General features: G+C 71.0%; 13 protein-coding genes. 6 read left to right on the top strand and 7 right to left on the bottom strand.

Annotated elements, in window-relative coordinates:
* Positions 1-71 precede the first annotated feature (71 nt).
* Positions 72-929, top strand: coding sequence for a TOMM precursor leader peptide-binding protein (locus AC1DB1_RS15920; RefSeq protein WP_477201499.1), 858 nt, complete (start codon positions 72-74; stop codon positions 927-929).
* On the opposite strand, the gene AC1DB1_RS15915 is transcribed toward AC1DB1_RS15920, so the two are convergent.
* Entirely contained in the window at positions 811-2,550 is a 1,740-nt protein-coding gene (locus tag AC1DB1_RS15915; RefSeq protein WP_477201498.1) for an ATP-dependent helicase, read from the bottom strand. The genes AC1DB1_RS15920 and AC1DB1_RS15915 overlap by 119 nt on opposite strands.
* Positions 2,547-3,551: an NAD(+) diphosphatase gene (gene nudC / locus AC1DB1_RS15910; protein ID WP_477201497.1), complete on the bottom strand. Its 1,005-nt coding sequence runs from the start codon at positions 3,549-3,551 to the stop codon at positions 2,547-2,549. Before nudC ends, AC1DB1_RS15915 begins: the two co-directional genes overlap by 4 nt.
* Positions 3,552-3,613: 62 nt before the next feature.
* Between nudC and AC1DB1_RS15905 the strand changes: the two genes are divergently transcribed.
* The gene (locus AC1DB1_RS15905; RefSeq protein WP_477201496.1) at positions 3,614-4,690 is read left to right on the top strand and encodes a phosphotransferase; all 1,077 of its coding nucleotides are present in this window, start codon (positions 3,614-3,616) and stop codon (positions 4,688-4,690) included.
* Here the strand turns inward: AC1DB1_RS15905 and AC1DB1_RS15900 are convergent.
* Positions 4,627-7,944 carry a UvrD-helicase domain-containing protein gene (locus AC1DB1_RS15900; protein WP_477201495.1) on the bottom strand — a complete coding sequence of 1,106 codons (3,318 nt, stop codon included), beginning with the start codon at positions 7,942-7,944 and terminating at the stop codon, positions 4,627-4,629. The two genes, AC1DB1_RS15905 and AC1DB1_RS15900, sit on opposite strands and share 64 nt — an antisense overlap.
* Positions 7,941-11,066, bottom strand: coding sequence for an ATP-dependent helicase (locus tag AC1DB1_RS15895; RefSeq protein WP_477201494.1), 3,126 nt, complete (start codon positions 11,064-11,066; stop codon positions 7,941-7,943). The genes AC1DB1_RS15900 and AC1DB1_RS15895 overlap by 4 nt, the downstream gene beginning before the upstream one ends.
* A gap of 108 nt (positions 11,067-11,174) precedes the next feature.
* Between AC1DB1_RS15895 and AC1DB1_RS15890 the strand changes: the two genes are divergently transcribed.
* Both AC1DB1_RS15890 and AC1DB1_RS15885 read left to right on the top strand, forming a co-directional pair.
* Positions 11,175-11,399, top strand: a complete 225-nt coding sequence (locus tag AC1DB1_RS15890; protein WP_271178182.1) for a DUF3107 domain-containing protein — start codon at positions 11,175-11,177, stop codon at positions 11,397-11,399.
* A 10-nt stretch (positions 11,400-11,409) separates the two neighbouring features.
* Positions 11,410-11,712, top strand: coding sequence for a hypothetical protein (locus AC1DB1_RS15885; RefSeq protein ID WP_271178181.1), 303 nt, complete (start codon positions 11,410-11,412; stop codon positions 11,710-11,712).
* 17 nt (positions 11,713-11,729) lie between these two features.
* Here the strand turns inward: AC1DB1_RS15885 and AC1DB1_RS15880 are convergent, their stop codons facing one another.
* Positions 11,730-12,446, bottom strand: coding sequence for a ferritin-like fold-containing protein (locus tag AC1DB1_RS15880; protein WP_271178180.1), 717 nt, complete (start codon positions 12,444-12,446; stop codon positions 11,730-11,732).
* A gap of 125 nt (positions 12,447-12,571) precedes the next feature.
* Here AC1DB1_RS15880 and AC1DB1_RS15875 point away from each other — a divergent pair, with 125 nt between their 5' ends.
* Positions 12,572-14,035, top strand: coding sequence for a DEAD/DEAH box helicase (locus AC1DB1_RS15875; RefSeq protein WP_271178179.1), 1,464 nt, complete (start codon positions 12,572-12,574; stop codon positions 14,033-14,035).
* A 115-nt stretch (positions 14,036-14,150) separates the two neighbouring features.
* Here AC1DB1_RS15875 and AC1DB1_RS15870 read toward each other — a convergent pair whose 3' ends face one another.
* Both AC1DB1_RS15870 and AC1DB1_RS15865 read right to left on the bottom strand, forming a co-directional pair.
* A complete protein-coding gene (locus tag AC1DB1_RS15870) occupies positions 14,151-15,308 on the bottom strand; it encodes an aggregation-promoting factor C-terminal-like domain-containing protein (RefSeq protein WP_477201493.1) in 1,158 nt (385 codons plus the stop codon).
* Between the two features lie 47 nt (positions 15,309-15,355).
* A complete protein-coding gene (locus AC1DB1_RS15865; protein WP_477201492.1) occupies positions 15,356-16,228 on the bottom strand; it encodes a PHP domain-containing protein in 873 nt (290 codons plus the stop codon).
* 33 nt (positions 16,229-16,261) lie between these two features.
* Here AC1DB1_RS15865 and AC1DB1_RS15860 point away from each other — a divergent pair, with 33 nt between their 5' ends.
* Entirely contained in the window at positions 16,262-17,770 is a 1,509-nt protein-coding gene (locus AC1DB1_RS15860; RefSeq protein ID WP_477201491.1) for an aminopeptidase P family protein, read from the top strand.
* The last annotated feature ends 7 nt before the right edge of the window (positions 17,771-17,777 follow it).

The raw sequence follows: 17,777 nt of genomic DNA, 5'->3' as shown, positions 1-17,777 counted from the left end.
CGCCGACCCGTCGCACCGACGCCTGTGGATAACTTCTGCGGGACGCATGCCGTTCACGGCATGATTCCTGCATGACTTTCGCACTCGATCCGCGCATCCACCGCGTCTGGCGCACACCGCACATCCTGCAGTTCGGGGTCGACCGGCCCCTGCTCACCCTCACGGGGCTCAGCAACGCGGAAGAGCGGATGATCGTGGCCCTCGACGCGGGCGTCACACTCTCCGGGCTTCAGCTCGTCGCGCGCAAGGCGGGTGGGGACGTCGCCGACGTCGACCGCTTTCTCACCCGGGTGTCACCGCTGCTCGCGAAAGCACCCACGCCGGCCGCGCCGCCGTCGACGGTGGTGCTCGACGGCGCAGGACCCGCCGCCACGCGCATCGGCCAGGTGCTGCGAGAGAGCGACCTGGATGTGCGCGCCGGGCTGCGCTGGTCCGATCCGGCGGTGCGCGCGGCGCGGGCGGCCGTGATCGTCGCGTCGTTCGCCGTCGAGCCGGAGCGGCACGGGCGCTGGCTCCGTCGCGACGTCCCGCATCTCCCCGTCGTATTCGGTGACGACGCGGTGGCGATCGGCCCGTTCGTCGAACCAGGTGAGGGAGCCTGTCTCGGCTGCATCGAGCGGCATCGCGCCGACGCCGAGCCGGAGTGGCCGGCGATGGCGAGCCAGCTGTACACGCGGGACTCCGGACGTGAGAGCAGCCTGGTGAGCACGGCCGTCGCCGCGATCGTCGGGCGCCTCGTGCTCGAGCGCCTGCACAGCGATTCGCGCCGTGCGGCGGAGGTCAGCCTCTCACTCGACTACGCGACGGGCATCACGACGGCGCGGGGGCACTCACCGCACGCGGACTGCGGGTGCCGAGCTCTGCCAGGAAACGGGACGGCTGACGTGCTGCGGCCCGGCCGCCCGGATTTCCCGTCGCCGACCAGGTGAGCTTCAGCCGGCGTCGCGCACGGGTGATGCCGACGTAGAGCAGCCGGCGCTCCTCGTCGATCTGCTCGAACGTCTTCGCGTAGCTGATCGGCACGAGGCCCTCGCTCAGCCCCACGAGGTGCACCGACTCCCACTCAAGTCCCTTGGCCGAGTGCAGGGTGGCCAGGGTGACCGCCGAGCGGGTCGGTTCGTGCTGGCCGGCCTGACGGGCGAGCAGCTCATCGGTGAAGCGGCGGAACGTGGTGCCGGTCGGCACCTGGTCGACGAGGCCCATGATCGCGTTGAGCGATTCCCAGCGATCACGCACCGCGCCTCGCGCCTCGGGCGGGTCCTGGCTCCAGCCGAGCGAGCGCAGTACATCGCTGACCGACTTGAACAGCGGTTCGTCGCCGATGGAGACGCTCGCCGCTCGCAGCGACATGATCGCCTGCCGCACCTCGGGCAGGTCGAAGAAGCGCTTCGCTCCACGGATGTGGTAACTGATCCCCAGGTCACCGAGCGCCTGCTCCAGCACCGCGGCCTGCACGTTCACGCGGTACAGCACGGCGATGTCCTCCGGCTTCGCTCCGTCGGCGATCTCCGCGGCGATCCGCTGGGCGACGGCGCGCGCCTCCGCCCGGTCGTCCGCGAAGCCGGTCGGCGGCGGCACATCCGCCTCGGCCGCGGCATCCGGCTGATCGCGCTCGGTGGACGACCGCAGGGTCAGCGCCCCGGTCCGGCCGCGCATCAGTCGGTTGGCCGCGTCGACCACCTCCGGTGTCGACCGGTAGTTCTGCTCGAGTCGCACGACCGTGGCGCCCGCGTAGTGCCGCCCGAACTCCAGCAGGTAGGAGCTGCTGGCCCCGGCGAACGAATAGATCGTCTGGCTCGCATCGCCGACGACGCAGACATCGCGCCGGCCGCCGAGCCAGAGGTCGAGCAACTGCTGCTGCAGCGGCGAAACGTCCTGGTACTCGTCGACGACGAAGAACCGGTACTGCTCGCGCACCTGCATCGCGACGGCCGGTTCGATCTCGATCATGCCCGCGCAGACGAGCAGCACGTCTTCGAAGTCGAACTGCTTGCGCTCGTCCTTCAGGTCTTCGTAGGTCTGCTGCATCAGCACGATCTGCTCGGCCGACAGGTTGCCGGGCAGTGTGCGAGACGCCAGCGCTCCCCCGTACTGCTCGATGCTCAGGCCGGACACTTTGCGCCACTCGATCTCGGCCGCGACGTCGCGCAGCGTCGCCGTGTCCACCTTGAACCCGAGCCGTTCGGCGGCGTGGCCGAGGATGCGCCCCTTGGCGTCGAGCACGCTCGGGAGCTGGCCGCCGACGACCTGGGGCCAGAAGAAGTTGAGCTGCGAGAGAGCGGCGGCGTGAAAGGTGCGCGCCGCGACGCCGCCGGCGCCGAGCTGGCGCAGGCGCCCCCGCAGTTCGGCCGCTGCACGGTTCGTGAAGGTCAGCGCCATCACGCGGTTGGGGGCGTACGCGCCGCTCGCCACGCCGTAGGCGATCCGGTGCGTGATCGCCCTGGTCTTTCCCGTGCCGGCGCCGGCCAGGATGCACACCGGGCCCAGCAAGGCCTCGGCGGCCACGCGCTGCTGGGCGTCGAGGCCGTCGAGGAGGTTCTCCGGGGTCACGGTGCGACCGGAGGCTCGTCGAGCGATCCGCCGTACCAGTCCTCGATGAGCGCTCGCGCGATCGACGACCGGCCGGGCAGGATGACCTGGTCGCGCGCTTCCCACAACTCGTCGCGGGCGAACCAGCGCAGGTCGAGGATCTCCTCGCCGTCCGGATCGAGCGCCGCAGGGTCCTGGTCCTCCGCGAGGCGCGCGGTGAAACCGACCATGACGGAGGCCGGGAAGGGCCACGGCTGGGAGCCCTTGTACTCGGCGTCGACGACCCGGATGCCCGCCTCTTCGTAGATCTCGCGCTCGACGGCCGACTCGAACGACTCCCCCGGCTCGACGAACCCGGCCAGCAGGGAGTATCGGGACTGCTCCCACATCGCGTTCGAGCCGAGCAGCAGCCGGTCGTCGCGATCGAGCACCGTCACGATCACGGCGGGGTCGGTGCGCGGGAACACCTCGGAGCCGTCTTCGAAGCAGCGACGCACCCAGCCGGCCTGTTCTACGACGGTCGGGGTCCCGCAGCGCGGGCAGTGGGTGTGCGAGGCGTGCCAGTTCGCGATGGCGAGCGCCTCGGTGAAGAGCCCGGCATCCCGGTCGCTCAGGGCGGTCGCGACAGTGCGGAGGTTGCCCCACCTCGCCTCGTCGGGCTCGAGCTCGGCGGCTGCGGCGTCGGTGAGCACCTCGAGCACTACGGCGCTGCCGGCCGGCTCCGTCGCGGTGGCGACGAGCGTACGACCGAGGTAGACGCGCACGAGGGCGGACGTCACGCGCTCCACCGGCAGCAACTCGAGCGCAGCGATGCCGGTGGCGGAGCCCCAGCCATCAGCGGCCGGCGTTGCGGCCTCGACGCTCTCGGCCGTGAGCAGAGCGCGTCCCTTCCACAGCGCGAGCACGCGTGTGGCGGGATCGTCCCAGAGTTCGTCGAACAGCGCCGGACGCGAGCGCGACACGTGATCGCGGTCGATCGCGTGCCGCGACAATGGCAGAGCGCTGAGGGGGAAGGGCGACATCGGGGTCCTTTCAAGGCGTGGCGAACAAGCCCACGCGGGGAAGTCCATTTAACCTAGGAAACATGGCCAGATCCCATCTCACTCTAGCCGCGCTGGCCACCTCGGCTGTCGCCGGCCTGGAGGTCTCCGGTACCCGCAGCTACAGTCTGGGCGGGGCGGCGGAGTTCGACTCCGCATTGCTCAGCGGCCGGGACGGGCAGACCTGCATCATCCGCGTGCCCACGTCGCAGGCCGCCGAGACCGAGCAGAGCGCCGACCTGGTCGCCCTGCGCGCCCTCACCACCGGCATCAGGAGCCGCCTCCCCTTCGATGTCCCCAGCTACCTGGGCCAGACGCCGATCGGGGGCACCCGCGCTGTGGTCTACGACTTCCTCGCCGGCCACCACATCGACATCGACGACATCCCGCCGGGCGACGGCCTCGCCGGATCCATCGGTCACGCGATCGCCGCCATCCACACGCTGCCGACCAACTTCGTGGGCGAGGCCGGCCTGCCCGTGCTCAGCGCCACGGAGTGCCACACCTCGACCACCTCACTGATCGAGTCCTCGGCGTCGACGGGGCTGCTGCCGAGCGCGCTGCGCGACCGGTGGCGCGACGCCGCGGCAGACCATTCGCTGTGGCAGTTCCAGCCGACCGTCATCAACGGCGCGCTCACCGTCGACTCCTTCCTCGTCGAAGACGAGAGCGTCACGGCCGTGCTCGGCTGGTCGGCGTTGCGCGTCGGCGACCCGGCGCGCGACCTGCACTGGCTGCTGGCGATGAGCCCGGATGCCACCAGCGGCGCCCTCGGCGCGTACGCCTCGACCCGTCAGGTCGCCACCGACCGGCAGTTCACGCAGCGCGCGATGCTCTATGCGGAGCTGGAGGTCGCACGCTGGCTGCTGCACGGCCGTGAGGTGCGCAATCAGTCCATCGTCGATGACGCCGTCGAGATGCTCGACGGTCTTGTGGACCGCGTGCACACCAACTCCGCGACCGCGCTCTCGACCGCCACGGGGCCGATCCTCGCGATCGACGACGTCGAAGCGATGCTCGACCGCACCCCGGGCGACCGTCGCTCCGACGAGTACGGTCACGCCGGCGGGATGAAGCCCGTGGTCGAGGACCAGAGCGAGCGCAGCTCCTCCTCCGAGTAGAGACGTTCGGGCCGGATGACGAGGTCGTCGGCGACGAAGTAGAACACGGCGTCGATCCGTTCGGGCTCGATGCCGGCGTACCGGGCGTAGGCGAGCCGGTAGAGCGCGAGCTGAAGCTGCTTGCGCTCCAGGTCGTCGGCATCGCGCGGCGCCTTGCCGGTCTTCCAGTCGACGATCTGCACCGTGTGCGCGCCGTCGTCGGCCGGGTAAACCGCGTCGAGCTTGCAGACGACGACGTGGCCGGCGAGCGTGACATGGATCTCCAGCTCCACCTCCCGAGGACGTCGTGCCGCCCATTCGCTGGCCGCGAAGGTGCGCTGCAGCGCCTCGAGAGCGTCGGCCTCGAGAAGCTCCCCCGCGGGGTCGTCGAGTTCGGTGGCCGTCGCGTCGATCACGTCGGAGCCGCCGGCGATCGTGCCGTAGCGCTGCTCGACCCAGCCGTGGAACAGCGTGCCGAGCCGCGTCTGCCGGTAGGGGCGTTCCGGCATCGGTCGGCGCAGGGCCGCCGCGACGGAGGCGGGGTCGGTGACGTAGTCCTTGAATCGCGATGCGGGGATGCGCGCCGGAAGCTCGACGAGGCCGGCGTGCGCCGCCGCGGTCGCTCGCTCGGCGAGCAGCAGATCGATGTCGTGGGCGTACACACCCCCCGAGCCGGTGCCGCGCTCGGCGGCCGCCAGTACAGCCGCGGCGGCCGCCTGCACGCGCGAGCGACGCGATCCCAGCGGATCCAGCGGCCACAGCACGGTTTCGGACGACAGGGTCAGCGGATTCTCCTCCGGCTCGTCGCAGTCGGGGAACGCGTCGGACGCGATGAGACCGGCGGCCTGCAGTTCGAGGAGGAAGAGGCCGGGGCCCCGTGGCTTCGTCTGCGTCGACCAGTACGAGCCGGAGAGCAGCAGGCTCTCCCGCGCACGCGTCACCGCCACGTAGACGAGCCGTCGCTGCTCGGCCGCGTGCCGCTCGACGATCTCGTCCTGGAAGGTCTTCACCGCCTCGTCGACGTCCTTCTGCGTCTCCGCGGTGCGCCAGGCGAGCATCGGCAGCTCCGATGCGTCACCTCGGAACTCGAACGGGAGCGCGCCGAACTCGAGCCAGCCGCGTTTGCTGAGCGGACCGCCCGGCAGCTCGCCGTCCACCATGCGGGGCACGGCCACGATGTCCCATTCGAGCCCCTTCGACCCGTGGATCGTGAGGATCTGCACCGTTCCCGGCTCGGGCTCCTCGCTGCGCGGCGCGAGGTTGTCGCGCTGCTCCGCCTCGGCGAGCCACGAGAGGAAGGAGCCGAGCGTCGCCTGGTCGTCGCTCGCGAGGTACGACGACACCTGCTCGGCGAAGGCGTCGAGGCTGGCCTGGCCGAGCTGTGCGGTCTCGTTGGCGGCGACCTCGATGTCGAGCAGCAGCTCCTGCTGAACGAGGGTGACGAGGTCGAGCAGGTCGAGGCCGACCCGCGAACGCAGGTAGTCGAGCTGACGCCCGGCGGCGCGCATCCGCTGGAGGCCCTCGGCACTGAAGCCCGTGAGCTGGGTGTGCCCCTCCGGTGCCTCGACCACGAAGTCGAGCGCGTCGACGAGCGATGCCGACTCATCGCCGGCGACCGACTGCCGCAGCCGTTCCCGCACGGCCGGGTCGAGCTCGCGGAAGCGGTGGTCGCGCGCGGCCAGCCAGGACGCCACGCCGCGCAGGGTCGCGATGTCCTTAGGGCCGACGCGCCAGCGTGCGCCCGTCAGCACCCGGATGAGCTCCGATCCGGCGGTGGGGTCGTGCATCACGCGCATCGCGCTCACCAGGTCGGCGATGACCGGCTGCTCCAGCAGGCCACCCAGACCGAGCACGTGGTACGGGACGCCGTGCCGGGCGAGCGCGCCGGTGAACGCGTCGATCTTCTTGATGGAGCGGCACAGCATGGCCGCACTCGGCGGCAGGCCGTCGTCGTCGCGCCGGGACAGCCGCTGAGCGAGCCAGCCGGCGATCTCCTCCGCCTCATCGGCGACGGTCTGTTCGAAGCACACATCCAATTCGCCCGGTGTCGCCCCCGGCCGGGCGCCGAGACGCTCGACCTGCACGGGCGACGAGGCCGACAGGGGCTCGACCAGGGTGTTGGCGGCGTCGAGCACGTGTGTGGGATTGCGCCACGAGGTGGAGAGGGCGTACTGCCGCGCACCACCGCGCGTGCCTGTGAAGTCCAGCGAGAAGCGCCCGAGGTTGGCAGCGCTCGCGCCGCGCCAGCCGTAGATCGACTGGTGGGGATCGCCGACGGCCATCACGGCCTGGCCGGAGAAGAGCCGGGCGAGGAGCCGGGTCTGAACGACCGAGGTGTCCTGGTACTCGTCGAGGAGGATCACGCGGTAGCGCTGCCGGTAGTCGTCGACGACGGCGGGGAGCCGCTCGCTCACGCGCAGCGCGAGCGCGACCTGGTCGGAGTATTCGACGAAGCCACGGCGCACCTTCTCGGCGGCGAACTGCTCGGCGAGCGCGAGGAGCGGGGGAAGCGAGCCGACGGCGGCGACCGCCATGCGCACCGATGCGTACACGTCTTTCACCCGGCCGCTGCCGGTCGGCAGCTCGGTGAGCGCGGCGAACCGCTCGGTCATCCGCTCGACATCGGACGCCTCGACGACGTTCTCGCTCAGCGCGCGGCTCAACGAGATGACCGCGCTCGTCACCTGGTCGACGCTCTTCTCGAGCTCGACCAGGCGGTCGTCCGTGCTGGTCACGACCAGCCGGCGCGCGAGCTGCCAGGCGGAGGCTTCGCTCAGCACCGCCGATTCGGGCTCCCGGCCGATCAGCAGCGCGTTCTCGCGGAAGATCGCGTTCGCGAACGAGTTGTAGGTCGCGACGGTCGGTGCGTCGAACGGGTCGAAGGCGACGTCGGTCAGGCCGGAGGCGACGAGCTGCTCGATGCGCTTGCGGATGCGCACCGCGAGTTCCCCGGCCGCCTTGCGGGTGAAGGTGAGGCCCAGGATCTCGGAGACCCCGACGTGACCGTTGGCGAGGAGCCACACGACGCGGTTGGCCATGGTCTCCGTCTTGCCGCTTCCGGCGCCGGCCACCACGATCGCCGGATCGAGGGGAGCCTCGATCACGGCCTGCTGCTGGAGCGTCGGCGTCGGCAGCCCGAGGGCCTCGGCGATCTCGACGGCGCTCACCCGGCGCGCCGGGCGCGCCGCCTCTTCTGCCAGGGCGAGTTCGACCAGGTCCAGGGTCGCGTCGTCGACCTCCCACTCGAGCAGGCCGTCCCTGTTCTCCTCGGTCATGCGCTCACCGCCGGGACCAGGTGGATGCGGTACTCGTACTTCGCATGCGGGTCGCGTTCGTCGAGGTCGAGCACAGCGACGAAACTGTTCGCGGCCATGCCTCCGGCTGCGGTCGCGACGCGCTCGCGGAGCCGGTCGAGGCCCTCGGCGTCGAGCCGTTCCTGGGCCGCCTCGCGGTAACGCCTGCCGCCGGTCCCGCTGCTGACGAAGAGCAGCTTGGCACCACCCGATTCCAGCCCGGACTCCCTGGCCTGCTCGACCGCGTCGTGTGCGAGGGCCAGTTGGTACGCCCCGAGCTGCGCGTGCTGCGCGACCTTCGCCGCGGTCGGCACAGTCTTGCCCGTCTTCAGGTCGACGATGACGATGGTCCCCTCCGGTGTGCGCTCGACCCGGTCGATGGTGCCGCTGACGGTCGCCTGCCCGAGCTCCAGCGTGAAGGCGCCCTCGGAGCCGAGCAGCACGCCGCCCGAGCGCTCGAAGTCGCGCAGGTACTCCGACACCCCCTCGGTGAGCCGCCGAGTGCGGCGCCGCTCCTTCTCTTCGAGCCACGGCGACTCGAAGCGCAGTTCCCCCCAGCGCTCCTCGACGCCACTCCACAGGTGCTCGACGCTCAGATCGGCGTCGGGCTCGGTGCTCACCTGCTCCATCACGGCGTGCACGACCGTGCCGATCCCGGCGGCCAGCCCGCTCGGCGACGAGGCCATCGCATCGACGAACCAGGCCAGCGGGGACTTCTCGAAGGTCTCGAGACGGGAGGGCGAGACGCGAACCCGGGCATCCGGATCATCGAGGTCGACGAGCGGCTCGTCGGTCGACGGCTCGATCAGGCCGTACCACTCGACCGGGTCTGCGCCCTGCACCTCGGCGACCGCGAGGCGAGCGAGCGCTTCGGCCGCGTCGGGCGATCCCGTCGTGACGAGACGGCGGCGAAGGCGCCCCACCATGCCGCGCAGCGAGAGCGGATGCGCGGCGTCGTCGGTGTCGTCGAAGGCCAGCTCCGCCGCGAGCCGCAGGAACGGCGACGGCTGCTCGTCGTCGTTCGCCGTCGCGGTGAGGATCACCTGGCCGCGCGCCCGGGAGACGGCGAGCGCGAACATCCGGAGTTCGTCGCCCATCACCTGGGCGCGCTCGTCGACAGTGCCGGATGCCGTGCCGTCCACGGCATCGCCCAGCTTCTGCGGATGCAGCAACGAGCCGCGCAGCCGGAGGTTCGGCCAGACGCTCTCCTGGAGGCCGGCCACGGCGACCACCTCGAACTCCATGCCGATCGTCGCGCTCGGGGTGCAGACCAGCACCGCCTCCGCGGCCGTCTGAGCGGCGAGCGTGTCTTCGGGGACCTCGGCCTTGAGCACCTCGTCGACGTAGTCGGAGGCCGGACGTTCGGGCGAGCGCTCGACGAACCGCCTGGCCGAGGTGAAGAGCGCGACCACGCCGTCGAGGTGGCGGTTCGCCTCGTCGGCGACGATCCCGCTGCGCTCGGACTGCTCGAGCCAGCGTTTCGCCAGCCCGCTGCGTTCCCAGGCGTGCCAGAGCAGCTCCTCCACCGTCGCGCCCGCTGCGGCCTTCTCCCGGCCGGCATGCAGCGTCTCGGCGAGCCTGGCCGCACGGCGAGCGGGCGCCGAGTCGATCGTGGCCAGTCGCCCGGGCGCACCGAGTGCCTCGACCAGCAGTTCGTCGCCCGACCGGTTGCCGTCGCCGGCCAGTTCCTCCTGCCGCAGCGCCAGGCGGAGCCGACGCAGACTCACGCCGTCGAGGCCGCCGAACGGGCCGAGCAGGAGGTCTGTGGCGACCGAAGCGGTGAGTTCGACCGCGTCGAGCTCGACGCCGATCACCGTGATGAGCTGCCGGGCGGCGTAGTCGTCGCGCAGGGCACGCCCGGCGACCGACGTCTTGGTGGGCACCTCGGCGACCGCGAGTGCCCTGGCGAGCGCCGGCACGTGCGCTCCGGAGCGCACGACGACCGCCATCTCGTTCCACGGGACGCCGTCGAGCAGATGCCGCTCGCGCAGCCGGCGGGCGAGCCTGGCCGCCTCGGCCGGGGCCGAGGACGCCTCGATCCGCACGATGGGCTGTGCGGTGGGAGCGATCGTGCTCTCGGACGCGGCGGCCAGGCGCTGCATGCCGGCGGCGGCTGTGCCGATGCGCTCCGTCACGAGCGACGTCAGTCGCCGCAACGGAGCGCTCTGGCGATGCGCCGTTGCGAGCACGAACCGGCTGACCGGCACCCCGAGGCGCGCCTGCAACTGCCCGAGTGCTGCCGCCTCGGCTCCGCGGAACGTCGTCGATGCGACATCCGGATCGCCGAACGCCACGATCGCGACGCCGCGACCGGCGAGCGCCCGCAGCAGGCCGACCGTTGCGACCGTCGCCTCCTGGATGTCGTCGACCAGCACCAGTCGCAGACCGCTGAGACCACCCCCATTGCGCACGACGGCGACCGCCTCGGCCACGAGCTCCGCCGAATCGACGAACGCGCCGCGATAGCTGTCGACGACCCCCTGATACTCCGCGATGAACCGCGCGGCGGCGCGCCACTCGTCGTGCCCCGTGATCGCGCCCAGCTCGGAGAGCCGGCTCGGGGTCACACCGTGCTCGACGCACCGCGCCATCAGCTCGCGCAGCTCGGTGCGGAAGCCGCGGAGCATCCTGACCTCGGAGCTCAGCGGATCGGGCCACGCGGGGCCCGTGCCGTCTTCGAGGTGGCCGGCGAGGAGCTCGGCGATGATCTGGTCCTGCTCGCCGCCCGTGAGCAGCCGAGGGGCGTCCCGCGCCTCCGACCGCGCGCGCTGACCGACGAGCTGGAACGCCAGGGAGGTGGCGGTGCGGGCCAGCGGGCCGTTGCTCGGCACCCCGATGCGGAGCGCGATGCGGTCGCGCAACCGCGTCGCGGCCGACCGGGACGCGCTCAGTGCCAACACCTCGTCGGGCGCGTACCCGCGCACCAGCACGCGCTCGGCGATCGCCTCGACGAGCGTGGTCGTCTTGCCCGTGCCGGGCGCGCCGAAGACGGCAGCGGACGCTCTGTCTTCGAGCGTGAGGACGGCGAGCTGCGAGTCGTCGAGCGAGAGGTCGATCCGGTCGCTGACCGCCTGTCGGCGGGGCCGGAAACCTCGGATCGTCATGATTCACACGGTACCGGCGTCCGCCGACAGAGAACGCGGCGCAGCGCCGATGGCTGCGTGTCGTAGTCTGAACTCACATCCGCCGGTCAGATTCGAAAGGCACCACACGTGGAGATCCGCATCGGAATCGTCAACGCTCCTCGCGAGCTCAGCTTCGAGTCGACGCAGTCGGTCGACGAGATCGCCGAGCAGGTTCAGTCCTCGCTCTCCGGCGGCACGGGCTTCCTGCGGCTGACCGACGACAAGGGCAAGGTCTACCTGATCCCGACGGCCGGTATCGCCTACGTCGAGATCGGCAGCGACGAGGCTCGCCGCATCGGCTTCGTCGGCTAGCGACACCGCGGTGGAACTCCTCTTCATCGCCCTCGGCGGCGCCATCCTCGGACTCGGCGCCCGTTACCTGCTGCCGCACCGCCACACCCACGGCGCCGTGCTGGTCCCCGCCATCGGCGTCATCGCCGCCAGCGTCCTCTGGGTCGCCCTCACCTGGGCCGGCCTGAAATGGAACGGCGGATGGATCTGGTGGATCACGCTCGTCGGCACGGCCGTCATCGTGACCGTCGCCGACCTGGTGATCGGGCGCGTGCGCACGAGCAGCGACGACCGCCTGCTCGCCCAGCTCACCAAGGGCGCGGTCGCCCGCTAGAGCGGTGGCGCGCCGCGTCAGGCGGTCAGACCCAACGCGTCCATCCGACGGGTGTGCGCCGCGATCAGTTCGGTGAAGATCGGCTCGATGCGCTCCTCGTCCGTCCTGGTGTTGCCGGACAGGTGCAGCGCGGACCGGGCCACCAGCAGGGTGTCGCCGACGAGCCGCCGCCCCCACATCGCGAGGCGCGACGCCAGTTGCGGATCCGCGCCGATCTCCGTGCGCAGCACGTCCATCACGCCGTCCTGACCGCCGTCCGACCCGAGAAGGGCCGCGATCCGCGGGCCGACGTCGCCGGGCAGCCCCGCCGCGAGCCGGATGAAGAAGTCGTCGAGCAGCCCGCTCGTCACCTCGACGGCGAGCAGGGTCTCGCGCCAGTCCGAGCCGGTCGTGAGAACACTGAACCCGTCGATCGCGTCGGCGAACGGCTTCATCACGTCGGCCGGGTCGTCCCCCCGTCGCCGGATCTCCGCGATGATGCCCTGGTGCTTCGACAGCGACGCGCCGGCCGCCAGCGCGACCTTCTCCTTGGCGGAGAGGTCGTCGACCTGGCCGACGACGCGGGACAGCGCCTGGAACGACTCGAGCTGCAGGTACGCGGCCTGGCCGAGATACGGCAGCAGGTCGGGCATCACTTCGTGCAGGTCGACCCTGGTCGCATGCGATGGGGTGTCCCGCGGTTTGAGTCGGGGAAGCTCGACCGGGGGCCGGCGTCGGGATAACCAGGATGCCACGTACAGCAGTGTAACGGGGAGGTCCAGTAAGCTTGACCTGCCGTCGGCGTTGGATCGACGGCCCTACGCCTGCGATGAGAGACAGGGCGTAGACCTTTCACCTCTATTCGAACAGGCATAACTTCGTGACTTTCTCCGAACTCAATATCGATCAGGACATGGTCGACGCTCTGGCCGCCAAGGGCATCATCGAACCGTTCCCCATCCAGGCGCAGACCATTCCGCTCGCCCTCGACGGCCAGGACATCATCGGCCAGGCGAAGACCGGAACGGGCAAGACCTTCGGCTTCGGCCTTCCCATCATCCAGCGCCTCGGCCTCCACCCGGAGCCCGGCGTCCAGGCGCTCGTCGTCGTCCCCACCCGCGAACTCTGCGTGCAGGTCTTCGAAGACCTCTCGCAGGCGGCCGCGAACCGCGACACCGACGTCGTCGCCATCTACGGCGGCAAGGCGTACGAGGGCCAGATCGCCCAGCTCAAGTCCGGCGCCCAGATCGTCGTCGGCACGCCGGGTCGTCTGCTCGACCTCGCCGGCCAGCGGCTCCTCAACCTCGGCAATGTGCGCGAGATGGTGCTCGACGAGGCCGACAAGATGCTCGACCTCGGCTTCCTCGCCGACATCGAGAAGCTCTTCGCCCAGACTCCGGCGACGCGCCACACCATGCTCTTCTCGGCCACGATGCCCGGCCCGATCGTCGCGCTCGCCCGCCGCTTCATGACGCGCCCGATCCACATCCGCGCCACCGACCCCGACGAGGGTCAGATCCAGGCGAACATCAAGCACCTCATCTACCGGGCGCACTCGCTCGACAAAGACGAGGTCGTCGCCCGCATCCTGCAGGCCGAGGGTCGCGGCAAGACCGTGGTCTTCACGCGTACCAAGCGCGCTGCGGCCAAGCTGGTCGAGGAGCTGAACGACCGCGGCTTCAACGCGGCCGCCGTGCACGGCGACCTCAACCAGGAGCAGCGCGAGCGCGCCATGGCCGCGTTCAAGGCCGGCAAGAAAGACATCCTGATCGCGACGGATGTGGCGGCGCGCGGCATCGACGTCGAGGACGTCACCCACGTGATCAACCACACGATCCCCGACGACGAGAAGACCTACCTGCACCGCGCAGGACGCACCGGCCGTGCCGGCAAGACCGGCATCGCCGTGACGTTCGTCGACTGGGAAGACCTGCACAAGTGGGCGCTCATCAACCGGGCGCTCGAGTTCGGGCAGCCGGAGCCGACCGAGACCTACTCGTCGTCGCCGCACCTGTTCAGTGATCTCGACATCCCGACCGGCTCCAAGGGCCGTCTGAAGCCGACGCCCGCCGTCAAGACCGAGTCCGCTCCGCGCGGCACGCGTTCCGAGGGCAGCGGCTCGCGCTCCGGGTCGTCCGAGGGCGACCGCAACCGCAACCGCAGCCGCACCCGCGGCGGGCGCCCGGCCGGCTCCCCCGCCGGCGAGACCGCGCCGTCCGGCGACGTCTCGCAGGCCGCGGGCACCCACGACGGCGGAGGCACCGAGCACCACGACGGCAACAGCGCCCCGCGCCGCCGCCGGCGTCGCTCGCGTGGTGGCGCCCCCACCACTCCCGCCAGCTGACGCACCAGCGAAGCACCGAGCCCCGTCCTCACCAGGACGGGGCTCGCTGCGTTTGGGGCCGCTACGCCCATGCGGCGCGGGTCAGTACCAGTCGCGAGTCAGTGCCAGTCGCGGGTCAGTACCAGTTGTGGGACACTTCGTGCGCCCAGGCGCCGCACGGGGAGCCGTAGGCGCGGCTGATGTAGTCGAGACCCCAGTTGATCTGGGTGTTCGCGTTGGTCATCCAGTCGGAACCGGCCGTCGCCATCTTGCTCGCCGGCAGCGACTGCGGGATGCCGTACGCGCCGCTCGACGTGTTGTAGGCGTCGGCACGCCATCCGGACTCCTGGTTCCACAGCCAGATGAGGCAGCTCATCTGGTCGCTCCCCCAGCCGTAGGCGCCGAGACGACTCGCCGCGTACGACTGCGCGGCGGCGGGGTCGGACGACACACCTCCCGGCGGCGCCCAGCCGTCGGCGCTGCCTCCGCTGTTGGCTGCGGCTGCGGCAGCGGCGGCGGCAGCAGCCGCCGCTGCGGCAGCGGCAGCCGCCTGGCCCTCCTGGTAGGCCTTCTCGACCGACGCCGCTTTGTGCTGCAGCGCTGCGAGTTGTGCGTACAGCGTCGTCGCGTGCTGCTTCTGCGTCGCGAGTTCCGCGTCGGCCGCCTCCTTCGCCGCCTTGGCCGCCTCCAGCGCCTTCTGCGCCGCCACCGCCAGCTGGTCCCGGATCTTCTTCGCAGCGGCGGCCTGAGTGCTGAGGGACTGCGAGAGGTTCTTCTGCGCGCTCGCCTCGGCGAACAGGGCGCTCGACTGGTCGGTCAGCTTCGACATCGTGCCGAGCTGGTACAGCAGCGCCGAGGATCCGCTCGCATTGTTACCGGTGAGGAAGAGCCGCAGAGAGAGCTCGGTCTCTCCCGAACGAGTCAGCTGCGAGGCGAGCGTCCCGCTCTGAGTCCGCAGCGACTCCGCCTTCGTGGTGGCCGCCTTCGCTCGCGCGGTCAGGTCGTCGGACTTCTGCGTGGCCGCGCTCAGCGCCGCCTGGGCCTGGCCGTACTCCCCCGCGCGCTTCACAGCGAGGTCGCCCGCCGCGTTCGCGGCCGTCTGCAGACCGGCGAGCAGGGTGTTGATCCGATCGACCTGGGCTTGACTGGCGGAGGCGCTGGACTTCGCTGCCTGCACATCGTCCCAGGAGGGGTACGACGTGGCAGCGGTCGCCGGTGCGGCACCTCCCGCGGCGATCAGTGCGGTGACGAGCACCACGGACGCAGCGGCGGCGGACCAGTTCGATCGCCTCACGCAGTCACCTCCCGTTGCTTTCCCCGGTCCAGGCTAAGCGCGGATCGTCAGGACGCGTAGAAGGGCGCCGCGCCTGTCGCTTCTTCGATGATCCGGTCGAGGACGTCCGGCGAGGTGGTGTTCTCGCCCAGGCGGTTGGGCTTTCCCGAGCCGTGGTAGTCGCTTGATCCCGTGATCGCGAGTCCGTATTTCGCTGCGAGTTCGTGCAGCCGGAGCTTTCCGTCCTGCGTGTTCTCGCGGTGATCGATCTCGAGACCGAACAGCCCGGCGTCGACCAGGCGGGCGAGCCTCTGCTCGGGGATGACGCGGCCGCGGCCGCCCGTCCCCGGGTGCGCGAGCACGGGAACGCCCCCGGCCTCGCGGATCAGCCGGACGCCGGTGAGCGGCTCCGGAGCGTAGTGCGGCTGGTAGTAGCCGCCGCGCCAGTGCAGGATGCCCGCGAAGGCGGCGCTGCGGTCGGGAGCGAATCCGCGGGCCACGAGCGCGTCCGCGATGTGAGGACGGCCGACGGTGGCTCCGGCGGTCGCCTGAGCCATCACGTCGTCCCAGGTGATGTCGTAGTCTTCGCCGATGCGCCGCACCATGTCGGCCGCGCGGCGGAGCCGGCCGCTGCGGATGCGCTCGGTCTCGGCGACGAGCGCTTCATTCGCCGGATCGAAGAGGTACCCGAGCATGTGCACGCTGGCGAACTCGACGCGGGTGCTGAGCTCCATCCCCGGGATGAGCGTGACGCCGACCTCGGCCGCGGCGACGGCGGCGTCCGCCCAGCCGGCCGTCGAGTCGTGGTCGGTGAGCGCGACCGTCCCGAGCCCGGCGACGGCAGCGGCACGCACCAGTTCGGCGGGCGTCTCGGTGCCGTCGGAGACGCTCGAATGGGTGTGCAGGTCGACGGGACCCCGGAAGCGTCGCGCATCAGCCATGCACTCCATCCTAGGAGTGGAAGAATGGGAGCCATGTCTTCGCAGTCGACCAGTGAGCAGACCACCTCAACCCCCGAACCCCGCGCGACCTCCAATCGCTCGACGACGCCGGGCTCCGACGGGTTCAAGGAGTACATCGGCAGCGGCTGGGCCGACCGCGCCGAGCCGATCCCGGAGGCGCGTCGACAGGCCTCCTTCGCCGCGGCGCGGCGCTCCCGCATCTCCGAGCTGTACCCGGGCAAGCGCCTGGTCATTCCTGCAGGCCGCCTGAAGCAGCGCTCGAACGACACCGACTACGCCTTCCGCGCGCACTCGGCCTTCGCGCACCTCACCGGCTGGGGTTCGGACTCGGAACCGGGCAGCGTGCTCGTGCTCGAGCCGACCGCCTCGGGACACGAGGCCACCCTCTACTTCCGTGAGCGCGCCGGGCGCGACTCCGACGAGTTCTACGCCAACCCCGAGATCGGCGAGTTCTGGATCGGGCCCCGTCCCTCGCTCGCCCAGGTCGCGGGCGACCTCGCCCTAGAGACTCGTGGCATCGCCGACCTCGTCGCGGTGATCGACACCGCAGACGCCTCCACCGTCATCGTCCGCGAGGCCGACAGCGAGCTGACCGACCAGATCGACACGGGCCGTCTCGTCGCCGCCGGCGACGATGCGACGGCGGAGGACCACTCCGAGGACGACCAGCTCGGCCGCGATCTCTCCGAGCTGCGGCTCGTCAAAGACGAGTACGAAATCGGCGAACTGCGGGCCGCCGTCGCCGCGACCGCCAGCGGGTTCGACGACGTGATCGGCGACCTCGAGCGCATCACGGCGCACCCGCGGGGCGAGCGGCTGGTCGAGGGCGTCTTCAACGGACGTGCCCGCGCCGACGGAAACGCGGTCGGTTACGACACGATCGCCGCCAGCGGGCCGCACGCGTGCATCCTGCACTGGACCCGCAACGATGGTCCCGTCGTGCCGGGCGACCTCATCCTGCTCGACGCCGGCGTCGAGGTCGACAGCTACTACACGGCCGACATCACGCGCACGTTCCCGATCGACGGGACCTTCTCCCCGACTCAGCGCCTGGTCTACGAGACGGTGCGGGAGGCGGCCGATGCGGCGTTCGCGATCGTGCGCCCCGGCATCCGGTTCCGTGAGATCCACGCGACGGCCATGGAGGTCATCGCCCGCCGCACCGCCGAGTGGGGTCTGCTGCCCGTCAGCGCGGAGGAGGCCCTCCAGGCCGACAATCAGCATCACCGTCGCTACATGGTGCACGGCACCAGCCACCACCTGGGACTCGACGTGCACGACTGCGCCCAGGCGCGTCGCGAGCTCTACCTCGACGGTGTGCTGCAGCCGGGCATGACGTTCACGATCGAGCCCGGGCTGTACTTCCAGCCGGACGACCTGACGGTGCCGGAGGAGTTCCGCGGAATCGGCGTGCGGATCGAGGACAACATCCTGGTCACGGCCGACGGCGCGGAGAACCTGTCGATCGCCATCCCGCGCACGGCCGACGACGTCGAGGCCTGGGTGCAGCGACTGAAGTAGGGGCCGC

The organism is Leifsonia sp. 10N434, from assembly GCF_056394405.1.
This window is presented reverse-complemented; position numbering and strand designations above follow the sequence as displayed.

Bases quoted from the DNA above. Each gene is read 5' to 3' on its own strand.
- AC1DB1_RS15860 (WP_477201491.1), top strand. From the start codon at position 16,262: ATGTCTTCGCAGTCGACCAGTGAGCAGACCACCTCAACCCCCGAACCC.
- AC1DB1_RS15895 (WP_477201494.1), bottom strand. From the start codon at position 11,066: ATGACGATCCGAGGTTTCCGGCCCCGCCGACAGGCGGTCAGCGACCGG.
- nudC (WP_477201497.1), bottom strand. From the start codon at position 3,551: ATGTCGCCCTTCCCCCTCAGCGCTCTGCCATTGTCGCGGCACGCGATC.
- AC1DB1_RS15905 (WP_477201496.1), top strand. From the start codon at position 3,614: ATGGCCAGATCCCATCTCACTCTAGCCGCGCTGGCCACCTCGGCTGTC.
- AC1DB1_RS15865 (WP_477201492.1), bottom strand. From the start codon at position 16,228: ATGGCTGATGCGCGACGCTTCCGGGGTCCCGTCGACCTGCACACCCAT.
- AC1DB1_RS15900 (WP_477201495.1), bottom strand. From the start codon at position 7,944: ATGACCGAGGAGAACAGGGACGGCCTGCTCGAGTGGGAGGTCGACGAC.
- AC1DB1_RS15920 (WP_477201499.1), top strand. From the start codon at position 72: ATGACTTTCGCACTCGATCCGCGCATCCACCGCGTCTGGCGCACACCG.